Source organism: Rhodococcus opacus (genome assembly GCF_012396235.1).
Lineage (GTDB): Bacteria > Actinomycetota > Actinomycetes > Mycobacteriales > Mycobacteriaceae > Rhodococcus_F > Rhodococcus_F opacus.
Window position 1 is genome coordinate 1 of sequence record NZ_JAAXPA010000051.1, and the last position, 19,387, is coordinate 19,387.

The window sequence follows — 19,387 nt, forward strand, 5'->3', positions numbered from 1 at the left end:
TGGTGGGGAGGGTGGTGAGGAGGGTGTGGGTGGTGTGGGGTGGGAGTTCGATGGTGGTGTGGGTGGTGGTGTTTTCGGTGTCGTGGGTGGGGTCGAGGGGTCTGGTGCCGAGTGGGGGGTCGGGGGTGGTGAGGATGTTGCGCCAGTGGGGGAGTTCGTGGGTGCGGTGGGTGGTGGTGTCGGTGAGGGCGTGGGCGTAGCGGCGTGCGGTGGTGGTGACGGGTGGGAGTGTGGGGGTGGTGCCGGTGGTGTGGGCGTGGTGGGCGGTGGCGAGGTCGGGGATGAGGATGCGCCAGGAGACGCCGTCGGTGGCGAGGTGGTGGATGGTGATGAGGAGGTGTCCGGGTTGGGTGCGGGGGTCGAGCCAGACGAGTTGGAGCATGATCCCGTTCTCGGGATCCAAACGTGCCGCGGCAGCACGGGACTCGACCTCGGCCCGGCCCCTCAGGTCGGCCGCATCATCGAGTGCGACCCGGCGGATCAGCGACTCGACCCGTGGAGCCTGGTCGGCGGCCAGGACCTCCAACGCCGTGTCTTCGTCCGTTGTGCCGCGCCGGAGGCGGGCACGGAGCATGTCGTGGTGGTCGAGGACCGTCTGCACGGTGGCGGTGAGGGTGTCGGTGTCCAGGTCGGGTGGTGCGGTGAGCAGAACCGCTTGGCAGTACGTGTCGAGGTTGCCGCCGCGTTCGAGCAACCACCGCGCGGCCGGTGGCAGCGGGAAGGAGCCGATCCCGCCGCCGGGAAGCTCGGAGAGGGCCGCCCCCGGCTCCGGTCGTGTCGAGATCACGCGCGCGAGCCGGGCGATCGTCCTGTGCTCGAACACATCCCGAGGAGTGAGTGCGAGTCCGGCGGTCTTCGCGCGAGCCACCAACTGGATGGCCATGATGCTGTCGCCACCGAGCGCGAAGAAGGAGTCGTCGACGCCTACGGACTCGAGGCCGAGCACGTCGCCGACCAGCGACACCAGCGCGTCCTCGACAGCTGTTCCGGCAGCGCGGAATTCCGCGGCGCGGGTCGTGAAGTCGAGAGCCGGGAGCGCGTTCCGGTCGATCTTTCCGTGGGACGTGAGCGGCAGCGTGGACAGGGGGATCACTGCGGACGGAACCATGTGCGAGGGGAGAAGGGACCTTGTGTGGTCGATCAGTTCCTGCTCCGCCACTTCGGTGCCGGGGACCGGTACGACATACCCGACGAGGTGGTCTGCGCCGTTTCGATCGGCCCGCAGCACGACGACGGCCTGCGCGACCGCGGGGTGACGTAGGAGGACGGACTCGACCTCGCCGGGCTCGACGCGGTAGCCGTGCAGCTGTACCTGGAAGTCGGTGCGGCCGTGGTACTCCAGCCGCCCGTCGGCGTTCCAGCGGGCCAGGTCTCCGGTTCGGTACATGCGGGAGCCGGGGGCGCCGAACGGATTCGCGACGAACCGGCCGGCGGTGAGCGCGGGCCTGCCGAGATATCCCCGGGCCAACTGGGCACCGCCGAGGTACATTTCGCCGGTCACCCCGGGGACGACGGGGTGCAGACGATCGTCGACGACGTAGACTTGTGTGTTCCACACCGGCGTCCCGATGGGCGCCGTTGTGTCGGCGTGGTCGGTCGCGATGTCCTGGTACGTCGCTGTCACGGCCGCCTCTGCGGGACCGTACATGTTGCCGAGACGGACGCCCTGCGCGAGCACGCTGCTCGCCGTCCGTGCAGTGATCGCCTCACCCCCGGTCAGGACCCGTCGCATCGACCCGGGGAAGGCGTGCCGGTGATCGTTGACGAACACGTCGAGCAGGGAGGGCACGAACTCCACCAGCGTGATCTGCATGTCGTCGAGGAGGCCGGACAGGTAGTCGAGGTCGAGCTGCCGTTCCGGGGGCAGGAGAACCAGGACGCTTCCCGAGCACAGAGCCGCGAAGCACTCCCAGATGGCGACGTCGAACGCGATCGGCGCCTTCTGTACCGTCCGGTCACCCTCGCGCAGTGGCAGCAGTGCCTGCGACCAGGCCAGCTGGTTCGCGATCGCCGCGTGGGATACCGCCACCCCTTTGGGCGTGCCGGTCGAGCCGGACGTGTAAACCACGTAGGCCAGGTTGTCGGGGCGCAGCGGTGCGCCGCGGTCCACGTCGGTGACCGGTGCGGTGTCTCGGGCCGAGAGGTCGACGTCGTCGAACCGCGCCACCGGAACCCCGGTCGGAACGGGTGGATCGGCGTCGGCGGTGGTGACGACGAGAGCAGCCGACGAGGATTGAATCAGCGATTCGATGCGGTCGGCGGGGTGGCCGGGATCGAGGGCGAGCACCGCCGCACCGGACTTGACCACCGCATACATCGCCGCGAGCATCTCGAAGGAGCGCGGGATCACCAGGGCCACGACAGATTCGGCGCCGATCCCGCGGACGAGGAAGGAGCGCGCCAGCCGCGTCGACCAGGTGTCGAGTTCGGCGTAGGTGAGGGTTCGAGCCTCACAGCGGACGGCAGGCGCGTCGGGTGTCGTCGCCACCCGTGCCTCGAACAGGTCCACGATCGTCGCGGCCGGAAGGTCGTGGGCCGTGGCGTTCCAGCGGTCGAGGACGAGCCCGCGCTCGGCGTCGTCGAGGATGTCGATGTCGCCGACCACGGCGTCGGGGTCGGTCAGGCCCGCGGTGATCACCCGAAGGAGCCGGCCGGCGAATGCACTGATCGTGTCGGCGTCGAACAGGTCGGTGGCATAGACGATCTGCCCGCTGATCCCTGACCCCGAATCGTCCTCGGCCGGTTGTTCGTGCAACACCACATTCAGGTCGAATGGCGACACCCGGGGGTCGAGGTCCGCGACAACTACCTCGAGGCCGGGCAGTGCGAGGCGTGGCGGCTCGATGTTCTGGAACGTCAGCATCACCTGGAACAACGGATGGCTCCCCGCCGAACGCGGTGGGTGGAGTTCGTCCACGAGGGTTTCGAACGGAATGTCGGCGTGCGCGAAGGCCGCCAGGTCTGCGTCCCGCACCGCCGCCAGGACGTCACCGAACGGGGCCGCGGGATCGATTGTCGTGCGCAGAACGAGTGTGCCGACGAACATGCCGACGAGGGGGTCGAGTTCCTGTTCGCCGCGGCCGGCGGTCGGCGACCCGACGACGACGTCCGTGGTGGCGGCGAGCCGGGACAGCAACACGGCCAGGGCCGCGTGGATGACGACGAATGTCGTCGTGTCGTGGGCTCGGGCGAAGTCGACGAGTCGGCGATGCGTCGTCGCGGGCATCACGAACGGAACCGCTGCGGCCCGGTACGAGGCGGTGGCGGGGCGCGGCCGATCCAGCGGCAACTCCAACCGTTCGGGAAGATCCGCGAGCGCCGTCCGCCAGAAGTCGAGTTGCCGTGCCACCGGGGACGCCGGGTTGGTGACGGACCCGAGGATCTCCCGCTGCCACACCGTGAAATCCGAGAACTGCACGGGCAACGGGTCCCACGCGGGGGCACGGCCGGCGCGGCGCGCGGTGTATGCGGTGGAGAGGTCGCGGGCCAGGGGAGCCAGCGAGGACCCGTCGGCGACGATGTGGTGCACGACGACAGCCAGGACGTGGTGGCTTTCGTCGAGTTGCCACAGTCGGACGCGAATCGGCGGACGGACGGTCACGTCGAACCCCTCGGCGACGGCCTCCTCGACGAGGCCGGAGACATGCGCTGCGTCGGCCACCGGGGACGGCGCCAGATCGACCGAAACACTCTCGGCGGGGACGACGACCTGCACCGGTCCGGTGTCGGTCAAGGGATAGAGGGTCCGCAACGGTTCGTGCCGGACGAGAACGTCGAGAAGGGCAGCGCGCAGCGCGGTGACGTCGAGGAGTCCGGTGAGCCGGACCACCATCGGAACGTTGTAGACGGGCGACGTCACGTCGAACTGATTGACGAACCACATCCGCTGCTGCGCGAACGACACCGGTGCAGGTTCGGTATGCACCCGGGGTCCCAGGGCGGGTCGATCCGGGTGTACATCGCTCGCGTCGAGGACGGCGGCCAGTCCGCGTACCGTGGGCGCCTCGAACAGGGAGCGGATTCCGATCCGGGTTCCGAACGCCGAATCGATTCGGGCGACCACCTTCGCCGCGTCGAGCGACGTGCCACCCAGTTCGAAGAAGTTGTCGTCGACACCGACGCCACCGACACCGAGAACCTGCCCGATCACCCTCGACACCGTCTCCTCGGCCGGAGTGGCGGGGGCACGGTAGACGGGCGAGTGCCGCAGTTCCTCGGGAACGGGAAGGGCATCGAGGTCGACGTTCCCGGTCTCCGTGACGGGCAGCCGGTCGAGGACGACGACCGTGCCCGGGACCCAGGGCGGAGGCAGGATCATGGCGGCGTGGGCGCGGACGTCGGAGATGGCCGGCGCGGCTCCGTCGGCCGGCACGACATACGACACGAGCGCGGGCTTTCCGGAGCGCGGGGTGTGGTCGACGGTGACTGCGTTCGCAACGTGCGGATGCGCGGTGAGGACGGCATCGATGTCGCCGAGCGGCATGCGGTAGCCGCGCAGTGCGGCCTGGAAGTCGCGGCGCCAGAGAATGTTCAGGTTTCCGGTCGGCGTGAGGCGAGCGGCGTCGCCGGTGCGGAGCATGCGTCCGCCGGGCGGGCCGAAGGGACTCGCCACGAAGTGGGTGCTCGTCGCGGCGGCCCGGCCGTGGTAGCCACGAGCCAGTGCGGGGCCACCGACGTACAACTCGCCGACGACGCCGGGCGGGACAGGCTGAAGGCGGTCGTCGAGAACCGCGAATCTGCGTCCCCGCCCGGGCCGGTACTCCATCCGGTCGGCACCGGATTCCGGTGCACGATCCCCGGCAACGGCGAACCATACGGTCTCGACGGACGCGTACACGGCAACGACTCCGGGGGCAGCCACGACCGCGGCGTCGACGGGGTCACCGGTGAGCAGGACCGATCGACGTTCGTCCGCCCCCGGCGCGGATTCCCCTGCGCGGGAAAGGTACTCGTACGCGGCCGGACTCTGGGAGAGCATGGTCACGCCGCGGCGGTACAGCAGGTCGGCGAGGGCGGCCGGTGACGAGGCGGTGGTGTCGTCGACCACCTCGAGCCGGCCTCCGTGGAGGAATGCGCTCCACGGAGTCAGGACGGTGACGCCGGCCGCGAAGGCCGGGACCATTGCCCAGACATCCTCGGTCGTGACGGCGTGCGCGGGACGCGCCAGTGCGGAGAGTACTGCGCGGTGACTCACCGACACCGGTTTCGGCGACGTCGTCGATCCGCGCGTGAGCAGGACGTACGCGGCCGCGTCGGGGGTGGGGCCGGCGCCACCGTCGACGGCGGCCAGCGGGAGACCCGACCTGCCTGCGAGGGCGGCGACGGTGCCCGGCGCGTCGAGGACGAGGGTGCGCAGGTGACCGTGGGGAAGCCGTTCCGCCAGAGCGGACGTCGTCACGAGGACGGCGGCATGGACCTCGGTGATCAGCCGGGAGAGTCGCGTGGGCGACGCCCATCCGGGATCGAGCGGGAGGCATACACCTCCTGCCGCGAGTACGCCCAGTGTGACGGCGACGTAGTCCACGGAGCGGGGAATCGCCACGGCGACGAGGCGTTCCGGTTCCACTCCGAGCTCGACGAGAAGCCGGGCGATTCGGTTCACCCGTTCGGCGAGCTCACCGTACGACAGCGTGTCACCCGCGAACGACAGCGCGACGGCGTTCGGTTTCCTGGCCGCCATACGCGCAAACTCCTCGGGCAGAGTCGTCCCGGGGTGCGGTTCGTCCGGGGCGGCCCACGAACGGAGGGCGATGTCGCGTTCCCCGTCGGAGAGCAGATCGATGTTCCCGACCACGGCGTCCGGCTCGGTGGTCACGACGCCCAGGACGCGGACGAGTCGGTCGGCAATTCCACGCACGGTCGCTTCGTCGAACAGATCGGTGGCGTACACGATTCCGCCGTCGATTCCCTGCGGCGCCCCGTCGTCATCGACGCGTTCACTGAGCCACACCTGCAGGTCGAACTTACAGATCTTCGGATCGTAGGCGACGGCCGAGACGTGCAGACCGGGCAGGTCGAGCTCACGCGCCTCGTGTCCGGCCGGAAGGATGTGCTGGAACTCGAGGAGAACCTGGAACAACGGTGAACGGCTGTCCGTGCGTTCGGGTTCGAGGGAGTCCACCAGTTTCTCGAACGGATAGTCGGCGTGTGCGAATGCGCCCAGGTCGACATCCCGCACGGTGCGTACGGTGTCCGCGAAGCCCGCCGCGGGATCGATGCGGGTGCGCAGCACGAGGGTGTTGACGAACATGCCCACCACGTCGTCGAGTGCGGGCTCCCCGCGGCCCGCAACCGGGGTGCCGATGCTCACATCGTCGGTGCCGGCGAGTCTGGCGAGCACGACGGCCAGCGCCGCGTGACACGTCATGAAGAGTGTCGACGTGCAGGTTCGGGACAGTGCCCGCATGCCGGCGTGCAGGTCCGGAGGCAGGTGGAAGTCCACGCGGCCGCCGTGCAGGGACAGCCGCTGCGGGCGGGGACGGTCGGTCGGCAGCGCGAGAAGGGGCGGCGATCCACGGAGCGACTCACTCCAATAGTCGAGTTGCCGCGACGTGAGGCTGTCGGGATCGGTGGGCTGACCCAGCAAGGCGTGTTGCCACAAGGCGTAGTCGACGTACTGCACGGCCGGCGGTTCCCAGGCCGGGGCGCGTCCGCCGACCCGAGCTCGATAGGCGGCGGAGAGGTCACGGGCCAGCGGACCGGCCGACGCACCGTCGGCCGCGATGTGATGGATCACCAGCGCCAGTACGTGGTCGGTGTCGCTCATCGCGAACAGAGACGCGCGCAGCGGCCCGTCGACGGTGACGTCGAACGGTGCGGCCGCGGCCCGGGCGACGTGCTCGTCGAGGTCGGACGGACCGTCGACCTGCACGATCTCGACCCGGGGCAGCGCCCGCTCGGCGGGCAGGATCACCTGATGTGGTCCGTCGTCCGAGGACGGGTACACCGTGCGAAGCGACTCGTGCCGTTCGACGACGTCGCCGATCGCTGCGGCGAGGGCGACGACGTCGAGGTGCCCGGTGAGCCGGACGATCAGCGGAATGTCGTAGGCGGGGGAGTGTGGGTCGTACTGGTTGACGAACCACATGCGTTCCTGGGCCGGGGAGAGCGCAATCCTGGCGGGACGCGGGAACCGGCGGAGTGGAGGCCGCCCGGAGCCGCCACCGCGTCGGCTGTCGACAACACCGGCGAGTGCGGCGACCGTCGGATGCTCGAAGAGATCACGGACGTCCAGCGACGTTCCCAGGGCGGAATTCAGCCGTGCCACCACCCGGGTCGCCGCCAGGGAACCTCCGCCGAGATCGACGTAGTCGTCGTCCACACCGACGCCGGTGACACCGAGCACGGTCTCGAACACCGACGCCACCGTGTCTTCCGTCGGCGTGCGCGGCCGGTGGCCGGTGCCGCTCCGCGGTTCGAACGTCGGCGCGGGGAGCGCGGCACGGTCCAGCTTGCCGCTCGGGGTACGCGGAATGACGTCGAGGGCGACGACCGCGGCCGGGAGCATGTGCGCGGGCAGCGTGCGCGCCAGCCGACGGCGCACTTCCTCGGCATCGACGCGCCACCCCTCGGCCGGGTGAATGTAGGCGATCACCGCGGCATCTCCCGTGTGCGGGTCGGTCGCGGCCGTCGCGACGGCGTACGTCACATTGGGATCGGCACTCAGGACTGCCTCGATCTCCCCGAGTTCGATGCGGAACCCGCGGACCTTTACCTGGAAATCGCTGCGCCCGACGTAGACGAGGTCGAGGGCGGCGGGTGTGTCCTCTTCGTGCCGGCCGCGCCATCGCACCAGATCGCCGGTCCGGTACATTCGCGTCCCCGGTGAGCCGAAGGGGGCGGCCACGAAACGGACGGCATCGAGTCCGGCACGGTCTCGGTACCCGCGCGCAAGGCCTGGGCCGGCGAGGTACAGCTCGCCGACGGTGCCCGGCGGAACCGGGTGTAGCCGGTCGTCGAGCACGACGACCTCGAACCCGCACACCGGCGCACCGACGGTGACCGGCTCATCCGGCACGAGCGGTGTGCTGAGGGTCGACATGATCGTCGCCTCGGTGGGCCCGTAGGCGTTGAGGAGGCGGCGCCCCCTCGCCCATGTCGACGCGACTTCTGGCGGGCAGGCTTCGCCGGCGACGGTGAGATGCGACAGGGTCGGCACGCCAAGGGGATCGAGCGTGGCGAGGGTGGTCGGCGTGAGTACGGCGTGGGTCACCCGATGCTCGGTGAGTACTCGCTCCAGTTCCACGCCCCCGACCACTTCGGGCGGGACGATCACCACGCGCGCTCCGGATCCGAAAGCCGCGAGCAGTTCGAACAGGGAGGCGTCGAAGCTCGACGACGCGAACTGGGCCACCCGCCCGGTCGGCGGCACGTCGAGTCCTTCACTCTGTGCGGCAATCAGATTCGCGATCCCGCGGTGGGTCACGACCACCCCTTTGGGGGCGCCGGTCGATCCCGAGGTGTAGATGAGATAGGCCGGATGGTCCGACCGCAGCGGTCGGGGGCGGTCGGCGTCGGCGACCGGTGTGGTGATCCGGTCGGACAGAGCGCCCTCGACGTCGCGGTCGTCGAGTTCGATCCACTCGACGTCGCCGGGCAGGGGGTCCCGGTGGCGACCGACCGTGACCCCGAGAGTCGCCGCGGAATCGGTGAGCAGGTGCGCGATGCGGGCTTCGGGGTATCCGGGATCGACGGGCAGGAAGGCGGCCCCCGACTTCGCGACCGCCCACACGGCGCGGACGAAATCCGCGGATCTCGGGAGAGCCAGGGCGACCACGGTTTCCGGGCCGGCGCCCCGGGAGAGGAGCAGTCGGGCGAGCCGGGTGGAGTCGTCGTCCAGTCGACGGTACGCGATGCCGGAACGGTCGGCACCGCCGGCAGCGTCGACGACGGCGATCGCGTCCGGGTCACGGTGTGCCGCGTCCGTCAGCAGGTCCGGCAGCGTGCGCGGCGGAACTCCCGGATCACCGCGCGCGGGCACGAGCCGGCGCCGTTCGGCGGAACTCAACAGGTCGAGATCGGCGACCGGGATGTCGGGATGTGCCGTGACCTGGGCGAACACTCGGACCAGACGGTCGACGAATCCCTGGATCGTCGACGGCTCGAAGAACTCCCGCGCGAAGGTCAGCCGGAGGTCGAGCCCGGCACGATCGGGGTGTTCGACGATGTGGACCCAGAGGTCGGGGCCCTCGTCGGACCGCCCATCCGGCTCGCGCGAGTGGTCGATGGTCTGCACGTCGAACCCGACCTGGAACGGGTGCCGGCCGCGGGAGGGTGCCGGAAACCCGAGTGCCGCGGCGACCTCGTCGAAGGTCACGTCGGCGTGTGTGAACGCGCCGAGTTCGGCCGTACGCGCGCGCTCGACGAGCTCGGTGAACGATTCGGTGCCGTCGACCCGGATACGCAGAAGCAGGGGCCACCCGCCCGAGCCCGCGGGTGTCCCGAGGACGACGTCGCGGATCCCGCCGAGATGAGCGAGCAGTGCCCCGAGCGCCGCATGCGTGACGGTGTACGCGGCGAACGGGCAGTCCCGTCCGAGGGTCTCGATCCGGTGATGCAGTTCCGCGGTCACGTGCGCCTCGACGTGCTCGCGCCGGCCGTCGACGGTACCTTCGCGGCGGGTGTAGTCGCGGGCAAGAGGCGTGTCGTGTGGAAGATCGGCGAGCATCGTCCGCCAGTAGTCCAGATCTGCTGTGCGCCTGCGACTCCGCAAACCTTCGTGTGCGGTCTCCGCGTGCACCCCTGCCACGGGATCGCCGGGATCTGCCGCGAGGAACTCCTCGAGGAGGCTCACGAAGGACCGATGGTGACGAGCCAGTTCGTCCCGGGAGTAGCGGTGGGGGTTCCCGCGGAACTCGACGACCATCCGCCCGGCAGCGGCGGTGCGGTACACATTGACCAGCAGATCCTCCACCGGCCCCGAGGTGACCACGTGAAAGTCTCCGGTGAGCGGTCCGAACCGGATCCGGGGGCGGAAGAGCATGACGTTGACCAGCGGCCCGGACAGCGAGTCCGCCGCGTCGGCATCGCGCCGGATATCCTCCAGGGTGAATCGCTGATGACGGAGAGCGCCCAGAATTTCGTGGTGGACCCGGCGGATGAGAGTGGCCACCGTGTCGTCGGGTGCGGTGGAAACCTGCAATGGAGCGAGTCCGACGAGCATCCCGCCCGATCGCTGCAGCAGCACGGTCGTGCGGCCCGACACCGGGAGTTCGACGAGCACGTCGTCCCGTCCGGTCATGCGGGCCAGATACGCGCCGAAGGTGGCGATCACGACGGTCGCCGGCGGCACACCGATCCGTTGGCCGGAACTGTCGAGTCGCTCCGTCGCGGACACAGACAAGGTGGCCGTCTCGAGGATGCTTTCCGCGACGGCGGGTGCCGCCGTCGGGGACAGGCTCGAGTTCGAACGGCGGCCGGTGAGGTGCTCCCGCCAGTAGGCGCGATCGGACTCGTAGCGCGTCGACGACCGGTACGCCTCGTCGAGGCGGTGAAGGGTGCGCAGATCTGCGGCACCGGCGGGTTCCGGCGTCCGGGCCTCCATACGCGCGGTGTACAGCGCGGCGATCCGGTTCACGAGCGTCATCGCCCCGTACCCGTCCAGCGCGATATGGTGAATTCTGCTGTACCACAAGTAGTGATCGTTACCGACTCGTAACACCGTCGACGTCGCCAGCCGGTCCCGGGTGGGATCGAGCGGCGCGGTGTAATCCCGCGTCATCCACGCGTGAGCGGCCGCAGTGGGATCGTCCTCGCCACCGAGGTCGACAAATCCGGTCGACAGGCCGATGGTCGGGTCGACGGTCTGGAACGGCTCCCCGTCGATCTCGAACACCCGGAGGAACGCCGACTGGAACTCGCGGCCGGCGGTCACCGACGCGTCGTCGAGGACGGCGAGGTCCAGGGCGCCGTGCACCTCGACGTACTGCGCAATGCACGTCGGGACGTCGGGAGCGAGGCGCTGGGCCAGCCAGATTCCGCGCTGCGCGCACGTCAGTGGGAAGGCATGGGGACGACTGCGAGCGGTCGCGTCGCTCCTGTTCGTGGTATCCACTTGTTCACACCTCCCGACGGCAATCAAGAAGATGGCCCCTGGGGTCGGATGTTTTCGGCTTAGCTGACCTATATCGCGGCCGCAACCAGGTCCGTTACTACCAGTATGTGCTGTCACCTGCGGCGATGCCCCGTCCGCCGCGCTGTGTGCCGTCGTTCGGGACTCGCCCGGTGCCCGCGATCGACCCGTGCGTACGCGGTCACGGTCACGAAACGGTGACGACGGTCGCGAGTCGCAATCGGCGAATTGGCATAGGCCCGTGCGAACTTGCGCGCGCTTCCTACAAATAAACCTCCTTGTCACGCGTGTTTACGGGCACGTAACCCACGCCATGGTTTCCTGGCATTATCTTCAGTTTCATCACATGGTGATCGACTACCGATCGCGCAATCCCATCCCAGGAGGACCCCAATGACCGTTGCCGATTCGAGTGCGATCGGACAGACTGTCGCACCGTTCCGCGTCACCGCAGATTTCTGGAAGTCTCTGCCGCAGATGCCGGTTGCGGAATACCCGGGCACCGAAGGCTTCATCGATGACGTGTACGCAAACCCGGACGGGTCCGAGATGTCGGCCGGCTACTTCGAACTCCGGCGCACCGACGATCCCCTTGACTACCTCTACGAGTACGACGAAATGAAGGTTGTGCTCGAGGGCGAGTTCGTTCTCGAGAACCTCGACACCGGACAGAAGGAGGTCGCCAAGGCGAAGGACGCGATTTTCTTCCCGAAGGGATCGCGGATCCGATTCAGCACCCCTGAGGGTGCGTTGGCGTTCTACGTCGGTCACCGCTCCTTCGCACCGTGATCAGCGATGGCAGTGAGCATGACAACCAGCGTGCGTCGCTGGACGACCGCGTCGCTACAACGCGATGGTGACGTCGAGACCTCGGCCTCCTGTCACCCGGTGGCGGCCGTGGGTGCTGGCGTGCGAGTTCCTGCACACGCGCTCGGGGCCGACGTGATCGACAGCGAATTCCGTTGTGGCGGTTGCCGAGAAACGCTGACCGTCTACCACCACTTCTCCCTCCGTCACCATGCCTATCTTGGCTGTCGAGCAGATTCGGAGGACCTCACGTGACCGAAGTAGTCGAGGCCGCGACAACCAGCGCCGGGGCAGCGAGCGACCTTTCCGTCGTCGTTGCCGACACCACGATGCTGTGTGAGGACATCTGTCAGGTCGTCCTGGCGCCAGTCGGTGGCGGACCGTTGCCGTCCTTCACCCCGGGCAGTCACATCGCGGTCACCTGGAAGCCGGGTACACGCAATTCCTACTCCCTGACCGGCCCGGCGATCGAACCGGACCACTACTCGATCTCTGTTCGACTGGACCGGGCCGGTGCCGGAGGGTCGCGGTGGGTGCACAACCTCGCCGTCGGCGAGCAGGTGACCGCGTCCCGTCCGCGCAGTGCGTTCGCTCCGGTTCCGAACGCACGCCACCACGTCCTCGTCGCCGGCGGCATCGGGGTCACCCCCATTCTGTCGCACGTGCGTGCGGCGGTGCAGTGGCGTCGCTCGTTCGAGGTGATCTATTCCTTCCGCTCCGGCTTCGGCGCACACGTCGACGACCTGATGGAACTGTGCGGGGACCGGTTGACGATGGTGGAAACCCCGGAACAGTTCTGGGACCACGTGACACCAACTTTGACCCGCCAGCCGATCGGCACCCACCTCTACACCTGCGGGCCGACGCCAATGATCGACGCCGTCACCGAAGCTGCACTCGCCCAGGGCTGGCCGCTCCAGCGTGTGCACTCGGAGCCGTTCTCCTCCGGCATCTCCGCCGGGGGTGAACCCTTCACTGCGACGCTGGGCCGCACCGGTACCGCCGTGACGGTCGGACCCGAGACCAGCTTGCTCGACGCGCTGCTGGACAGCGGCTTCGACGTGCCGAATCTGTGCCGGCAGGGCGTGTGCGGCGAATGCAAGCTCCCGGTGCGCGGCGGTCAGATCGAGCACCGCGACCTCTATCTCACCGATGAGGAGAAGTCCACCGGTGACGTGATGATGCCGTGCGTGTCCCGGGCCGTTGGCGCGGATCTGGAGCTGGACCTATGACCTCCGCGGCATCAGACACCAGAGGGAATGTCATGACAAGCATCGACGACTCCGACAGCAACACCGCGCAGGTCGGCGTTACCGCGGCCAGCATGGACCTATCCGGCCGGCAGTACCTCCTGATCGCGATCGGTGATGCCCCCGGCACCACCGCCAAGGTCGACAAGTGGGCGCGGGATCTCGCCTCCGCCCACCAGGCAGTGGCGTTGTACAGCCTGCCCGACGGTGCGGGTGTCGAGGACCTGATCGACGCCAGCACAGTCGGGGTCCGCATCATGATTTCCGGGGCGGAGGCCGAGGTGATGAGGGCCGTTGCGGTAGCGCGGGCCGCAGGAATTCTGCCGTGCGAATTGTTCATCCACATCTCACACGTGGACGTGATCAACGTCTTCTGCCCGCACTGCGACACCGCCACCCGGGCCCTCGCGCGCCCAGACCACACCATTGAGTGCTCGGGCTGCGCCCGCGACCTCCTCGTGCGCCCGCACACCTCCTCGCATCGTGCGATGTATCTGGCATCGGTTGCCTGACGACCGACTGGAGATCACCCCTGCACTTCCATTCCGTCCCGACTCTGGAGCGAAGTACCGTGACCGAACTGCTCACAAGCGACCTGACCTGTTTGCCCTGGCCTTTCCCGGCAGGGGACGAAACCTTCCGCTACGCGGTCAATGTCGAGCCTGCACCCCGATATACCCCCACCCTCGCCGGGGGTTGGGGCCGACACGTCGTCGACCTCGGACTCGAATACGTGCCGATGATGCAGCTCAAACGGGAGATCCTGGCGAAAGATCCAGGGCGAGTGCAGATTTTGCCGCACATGATCCCTGCGTGTTGGGACGTCATGCTCTATCTCATGCGGCAGATGGCCGACTCCTACCCGGAGACCATGCAGCTGACCGGCCAGGGCAACCGCTACCACTGGCGCAACGCATTGCTCGACATCGACCAGCACTTCGAAATGGGTGATCTGGCCACGCTGCCGGAGGACCCGCTGACCTTCATCGGTTGCCAGGTGCCTGACGACATCCTCCTGCTCACCGAGCGCCACGACCAACTCTGGTTCGACGCGGCCATCGTCACCTTCGCCGCCGACTGGTCGATCAAGTTCGGCGTCGGGATGAACTTCAACGAAATTCACCGCCCCGTACCCGGGCTGACCAGCGGCGGCATCACCAGCCGTGCGCAGCAGTTCATGCGTCATCTCACCACCGACCGCATCTTCCGCCGCGCCAACTGGACCTTCTCCGCCGTCGGCTCACCGCACCGCGACACCAGCCTCGAAACCCGGCCCGAATGGGAAGACGACATTCCGAATCTCATCGCCGACGGAGACTACGGACGCGTGCAACTGCGCATCGAACTCGAACACCTCATCCGCCTGCCCCTCACCGGAGCACTCGTCTTCAACATCCACACCTACATGGCGCCACTGTCGGACATCGCCACCATCCCCGCGTGGGCCGAGCAACTCGCCGACATCATCACCGAACTTCCCGCCGACATCGCCACATATAAAGGAATCGACAGTTACCGCCACCACGCCGCCCGCTGGCTGCGGACACAGTCGTCGGCTCCCGCCTCCACCTGAGACAACCGAGGTCTCAGGAACACCGCGTCCGTCGATTCGACACCGTCTGCCAGTGATCCCCGATATCACCGCGGAGTTCGACGCCGTGAGGTCGCGGCTCAGCGCCCTCAGATGAGGGTCGGGCCCTTGGTCGCTGACAGCGCGTCGAGAAGGGCGCTCGGGACCGGCGTCCACTCCGGCCGCCACAGCCCGTGCAGTTGATCGTCGCGGAGGCCGCGCAGGGTCGACACGATATACGGTCCTCCGTCGAGGAGGTACCGGATCATGTCGCGATCCGCGCACTGCGCCGCGATCGACGCCAGCACCTGTTTCGCTTCGTCGTTTCGGCCTGCGGCCGCGAGGCAGCTGACGAGCAGTCGATTGGCATGCAGTAGTCACCGGTGCCGTCCTCGGCCTTCGATCCTGTGTACCCAATCCCCGGCCCAGGTGCAGGCGGCCGCGGTCGTCTCCGCCGACCGTTGACCGAGGAGAACGGTGATGGCGGTGGCGTCCTCGAGTTGCGCAGTGATCTCGTCCAAACCGTGGACCGGGTGTCGCTGTCGAGGTCCTCGGTGAGCACTTTCACCGCGACGGTGCGGTCCAGGGATGGTTGACGGCAGCGATAGACGATGCCGAACCCGCCACGCCCGGTTTCCCGGGCGTCCTCGAATCCGTCCGCGGCCAGCTCCGTGGTGATCGCGGGACGGGGAGGACGCTGAGTGGTCGGTGGATCGAACTCGGCCATCGGCGGCCGCCTCACTCCCAGACATCGGCATCACCAGACGTCGGTCCCTCGCAGGCACCGCTCGACGTGGGTGTTTGTCCGGGATAGTCCCCGAGCCCAGCGGTCAGTCGTCGGATTCGGCCTCGCCGTGACGCGTACCCAGACCGGGTCGGCGCACTCCACCGCTTCGGCGCCGAGAACCTGTGTGGGCACCGTGAAAGGCGAGGTTCGCGGAAACTCCGAGCACACCAAACGCCAACACCACCGTTAGCGCCTCGGGCGGTCTGCGGCTGAGCGCGTACCCATCGGGGAGCGTGTAGCCGCCGGTGGCTACGCCCGAAGTATGCGGGCGATGTCTTCGCGGGCGGTGTGTGCTTGGCGGATCAGGGGGAAGAGGGCGTAGTCGTGCTGCATCCCGATTTCCTCGGTGTAATCGACTGTAGCGCCGGCATCGCGTGCTCGCTGAGTGAGGGCGCGGGAGTCGGTGACGAGGATGTCGTGGGTACCGGTGTAGACGCTCATGGGCGCGAGGCCGGTGAGGTCGCCGAAGAGGGGGCTGACGCGCCAGTCGGTAACCTCGAGGTCGCCGGCGTAGAGTCGGCCGGCTTCTTTCAGTCCTCCGCGCGCGAGGAGGATGTCGCGCTTCTCGATGGTGGCTTGGGCGGGGTCACTCATGGTGACGTCCAGCCAGGGGGAGAGAAGGATCAGCCGCGATGGCTGTGGTGCGCCCCTACGTTTGAGTTCTTGTGCCGCGGCGAGCGCGATACCGCCTCCGGCGGAATCGCCGATCACCGCAACGTTGTCGGCGCCTTGGGTGGAGATTGCCGATTCGACGATGTCGGCGGCATCGGCGACGGTGCGGGCGGCGGTCCGGTGCGGGGCGAGGGGGTAGATCGGCAGCAGAAGCCGGACCGATGCCGCAGCGGTAATGGTTCGCGCGAACAGCCAGTGGAAGGACACTATTTCGCGGACATAGGCACCACCGTGGAAGTCGATCACAGTCTTTCCGTATCGCCCGCTGTCCGGTTCGATGGTGAAGACGGGAAACCCGCGCGTGCGGTCGGCGGAGAGCCGCACCCCGGGCAGGAGTGGAGATGGTGGCGGGTTGAACGATGCCGGCCGCAACGATGTCGCGTGGATGTCGCGGCGTGTGTCCTCGGCGGTGCGGAGTTTGGTGCGGCCCATCAGTATCCGTACTCCCGTGTGGACGATTGCGGGGCGGATGTCGGGAATGTTCACGCCACTCATTGTGACTGGGTTTGACGGATTCGGAGTCACGAAACACGAGGGTGATCCGAGTCGGCGGCCGTTGACCTACGACGAGATCCAGGCCCTGTTCGACCCGGCCGATGCACGGGTCGAGCAGATCCGCGCACCACCGCAACGGTGCGACCGCGGCGATGGGGACGCCGCTCTTCTCAAATCGGTGTACGCGTTTGGGATTCGCCGCCGCGAAGCCTGGGGACTGGTCGCCATGGCCACTTCGGATTCTTCATCGCTGCGCATCGATCGAGGAGCCAAGATCATCGATCGGCTATGCCCGCGAGAACGTTGACAATGCCCGCGCCGACGGCGGAAAGTTGAGCAGAGAACTTGTGACCCGATCGGTCAACGTCGGTGAGTAGGTGAGAAGCGTGAGCGCAACCGATCCCCCACCGCTGGTCGTCGTGCCGCCGGGGACCGGGCAGACCGGTGACCTGGGCCCGATTGGGGTCGAGTTCAAGCTCTGGGGCCGTGACACCGGTGGGGTGTTGTCGGTCGTCGAGCACCCGTTCCCGGTCGGTGCGCTGGTGCCGCCGCATCTGCATACGCGGGAGGACGAATTCTCGATAGTTACTCAGGGTGTGATCGGATTCCGCTCCGGCGACCGGGAGGCCGTTCTCGAATCCGGCGGATACATCACAAAGCCCCGGGGTGAGATGCACGCCATGTGGAACGCCGGCACCGTCCCGGCGCGCATGATCGAGATCATCAGTCCGGCCGGCTTCGAACATTGCTTCCTGGAAATGTCCGAACTGATCGCCGCCGGTGGACCGGATGTCACCCAGATCGCCGCACTTGCCGAGCGCTACGGTCTGCACTTCGGCGAACCCGACTGGTTGCCCGACGTGATCGCCAGATACGCCCTGAAACCGTCGTGAGCCCTGCTCGAGCCTCGACGCTTGCGGTGTCGTTCACTGGTCCAGCGCAGACCAGAACCTTGACCATCAGGTCGATGCGCTGCGCCGCGCCGGGGTGACCGCAGAACATCCATGTCGACCACGCGGGCGGGGCGAAAGCCTCGCGGCCCAACTCGATCTGGTGCTGCAGCGATGACGTGAGGACGACGTCCTGGCTATAACCCGCCTGGACCGGCCACGGCTCGCGCGATCAGTCCGACGAATTCAGCTCAGCTCAGGTCGAGTTCGGGAGCGGTGGCCAGATGGGGATGCGGTGGGGGTGTCTGAAGGTGCCCGGGCGGGCGGTCAGTGTGATGGCCAGCCGAGGGCGTCGAATACAGCGGTGGGGTCGAGGTGGTCCCGCCAGTGCGCGATTTCGCCGTCGCGGAGTGTGAGTACGGAGATGTATCTGTTGGCGTATCGATGCCCACCGCGTGGCCTTCGGAGGCGTACTCGAGCACCACGACTCCGGTGGTCGTGTCGTGGTGGACGGTCAGATCGAAGCAGCGGTCGAGAACGATGGTGGTGCCGTAGGGGCGGTATAGCTCGGCGACTGCGGAACGGCCCTCGATGTGCCGCGGGTACCCGGGAACGGCGATCACGTAGTCGACGGTGATGTCTTCTGCGAGGAGGTCGAAGAAGTGTCCGGGCTCGTCGAGTCCGTCCAGGCCCTGTTCGATGATCCGAAAGAATGGTTCCAGTGCGGCGAAGTCCTCGAGGTCGGCGATGGGCGCCTTCACGTTGCCGAGTTTACTTCCACGCAGGAGCGGAACTAGACCGAATTCGGTGAAGCTGGTTGGTGTGACACCGGTATTTCGACCATCGCCCCGCACCGGAGCCCGGTGCGGGGCGAACGTCGGGGTCTAGCGGTGTGTGAACTCCGGCGTGCGCTTCTCCACGAACGCGGCCATGCCTTCCTTCTGGTCCTCGGTGGCGAAGGTGGAGTGGAAGACCCGCCGTTCGAAGCGGATCCCTTCGGTGGGGGTGGTCTCGAATGCCCGGTTGACTGCTTCCTTCGCCATCATCGCGACGGGCAGTGACATCTCGGCGACGGTGGTGGCGGTCTGCAGTGCTTCGTCGAACAGGTCGGCGGCAGGGACGATGCGGGACACGAGTCCGGCGCGTTCGGCTTCCTCGGCGTCCATGGTGCGGCCGGTCAGGCACAGTTCCATGGCCTTCGCCTTGCCGATTGCGCGGGTGAGTCGTTGTGAGCCGCCGATGCCGGGGATGACGCCGAGTTTGATCTCGGGCTGACCGAACTTGGCGGTATCGGCGGCGAGGAGGATGTCGCACATCATCGCCAACTCGCAGCCGCCGCCGAGGGCGTATCCCGCCACTGCGGCGATGATGGGTGTGCGTGCGGCGGCGATGCGGTCGCCGATGGAGAAGAAGTCGTCCAGGTAGACGTCCATGTACGACTTGGTGTGCATTTCCTTGATATCGGCGCCGGCGGCGAACGCGCGGTCGGAGCCGGTGACGAGGATGGCGCCGACATCGCTGTCGGAGTCGAGTTCTTCGACGGCGGAGACGATTTCGCGTAGAAGCTGGGTGTTCAACGCGTTGAGTGCTTTCGGGCGGTTGAGGGTGATGATCCCGACCCGGCCTTTGCGGTCGAGGAGGATGGTGTCGTAGTCGGTCACTGGTCTTCTCCGGTGGTGGTGGGTGGGGTGAGCCCGAGTTCGAGGTCGCCGAGTGGTGCGAAGAACGCGTCGACCTGCGCCGGGTCGACCTCCTCGATGGTGGCGGGCGACCACTGCGGGTTGCGGTCCTTGTCCACGACCTGCGCCCGGATGCCCTCGACGAGGTCGGGCGAGTTCAGGCAGG

At 67.8% G+C, this 19,387-nt stretch carries 12 protein-coding genes and 2 pseudogenes; 7 read left to right on the forward strand and 7 right to left on the reverse strand.

What is annotated here, in order from left to right; all coding sequences use genetic code 11:
• Positions 1–11,053 (reverse strand): non-ribosomal peptide synthetase (locus HGB39_RS36495; protein WP_168443000.1); only part of this gene is annotated, 11,053 nt, incomplete at its 3' end.
• A 411-nt stretch (positions 11,054–11,464) separates the two neighbouring features.
• Between HGB39_RS36495 and HGB39_RS36500 the strand changes: the two genes are divergently transcribed.
• From HGB39_RS36500 to HGB39_RS36515, 5 genes are read left to right on the forward strand one after another with little or no spacing between them, the layout of a single operon-like run.
• Complete coding sequence (locus HGB39_RS36500; RefSeq protein ID WP_005564366.1) at positions 11,465–11,860, forward strand: cupin domain-containing protein; 396 nt, start codon at positions 11,465–11,467, stop codon at positions 11,858–11,860.
• Between the two features lie 18 nt (positions 11,861–11,878).
• Positions 11,879–12,133: a hypothetical protein gene (locus tag HGB39_RS40435; RefSeq protein ID WP_376744852.1), complete on the forward strand. Its 255-nt coding sequence runs from the start codon at positions 11,879–11,881 to the stop codon at positions 12,131–12,133.
• Positions 12,130–13,110, forward strand: coding sequence for a PDR/VanB family oxidoreductase (locus HGB39_RS36505; RefSeq protein ID WP_005564363.1), 981 nt, complete (start codon positions 12,130–12,132; stop codon positions 13,108–13,110). The genes HGB39_RS40435 and HGB39_RS36505 overlap by 4 nt, the downstream gene beginning before the upstream one ends.
• A 32-nt stretch (positions 13,111–13,142) precedes the next feature.
• Positions 13,143–13,640: a dimethylamine monooxygenase subunit DmmA family protein gene (locus HGB39_RS36510; RefSeq protein WP_005564361.1), complete on the forward strand. Its 498-nt coding sequence runs from the start codon at positions 13,143–13,145 to the stop codon at positions 13,638–13,640.
• Between the two features lie 59 nt (positions 13,641–13,699).
• Positions 13,700–14,701: a heme-dependent oxidative N-demethylase family protein gene (locus HGB39_RS36515; RefSeq protein WP_005564360.1), complete on the forward strand. Its 1,002-nt coding sequence runs from the start codon at positions 13,700–13,702 to the stop codon at positions 14,699–14,701.
• A 107-nt stretch (positions 14,702–14,808) separates the two neighbouring features.
• Here HGB39_RS36515 and HGB39_RS38280 read toward each other — a convergent pair whose 3' ends face one another.
• The 3 genes and pseudogenes from HGB39_RS38280 to HGB39_RS36525 form a co-directional block, all read right to left on the reverse strand.
• Positions 14,809–15,006 (reverse strand): hypothetical protein, encoded by a 198-nt coding sequence (locus tag HGB39_RS38280; RefSeq protein ID WP_043788578.1) that lies wholly within the window; start codon positions 15,004–15,006, stop codon positions 14,809–14,811.
• Between the two features lie 227 nt (positions 15,007–15,233).
• Positions 15,234–15,425, reverse strand: a pseudogene (locus tag HGB39_RS40440) (hypothetical protein); the annotation flags it as partial.
• Between the two features lie 309 nt (positions 15,426–15,734).
• A complete protein-coding gene (locus HGB39_RS36525; protein WP_312029823.1) occupies positions 15,735–16,643 on the reverse strand; it encodes an alpha/beta hydrolase fold domain-containing protein in 909 nt (302 codons plus the stop codon).
• Positions 16,644–16,686: 43 nt separating this feature from the next.
• Between HGB39_RS36525 and HGB39_RS36530 the strand changes: the two are divergent.
• Positions 16,687–16,863 (forward strand): annotated as a pseudogene (locus HGB39_RS36530) (tyrosine-type recombinase/integrase); the annotation flags it as partial.
• 175 nt (positions 16,864–17,038) lie between these two features.
• Complete coding sequence (locus HGB39_RS36535; RefSeq protein WP_005564354.1) at positions 17,039–17,545, forward strand: cupin domain-containing protein; 507 nt, start codon at positions 17,039–17,041, stop codon at positions 17,543–17,545.
• Positions 17,546–17,793: 248 nt separating this feature from the next.
• Here HGB39_RS36535 and HGB39_RS36540 read toward each other — a convergent pair whose 3' ends face one another.
• The 3 genes from HGB39_RS36540 to HGB39_RS36550 form a co-directional block, all read right to left on the reverse strand.
• On the reverse strand, positions 17,794–18,303 hold the full coding sequence (locus tag HGB39_RS36540; protein WP_005564352.1) for a nuclear transport factor 2-like protein: 510 nt from the start codon (positions 18,301–18,303) through the stop codon (positions 17,794–17,796).
• 123 nt (positions 18,304–18,426) lie between these two features.
• Entirely contained in the window at positions 18,427–19,203 is a 777-nt protein-coding gene (locus HGB39_RS36545; protein WP_005564351.1) for an enoyl-CoA hydratase, read from the reverse strand.
• The coding region (locus HGB39_RS36550; RefSeq protein WP_210753211.1) for an enoyl-CoA hydratase/isomerase family protein at positions 19,200–19,387 on the reverse strand (188 nt) is incomplete at its 5' end. The genes HGB39_RS36545 and HGB39_RS36550, both read right to left, overlap by 4 nt.

Bases quoted from the DNA above. Each gene is read 5' to 3' on its own strand.
- HGB39_RS36500 (WP_005564366.1), top strand. From the start codon at position 11,465: ATGACCGTTGCCGATTCGAGTGCGATCGGACAGACTGTCGCACCGTTC.
- HGB39_RS40435 (WP_376744852.1), top strand. From the start codon at position 11,879: ATGACAACCAGCGTGCGTCGCTGGACGACCGCGTCGCTACAACGCGAT.
- HGB39_RS36510 (WP_005564361.1), top strand. From the start codon at position 13,143: ATGACAAGCATCGACGACTCCGACAGCAACACCGCGCAGGTCGGCGTT.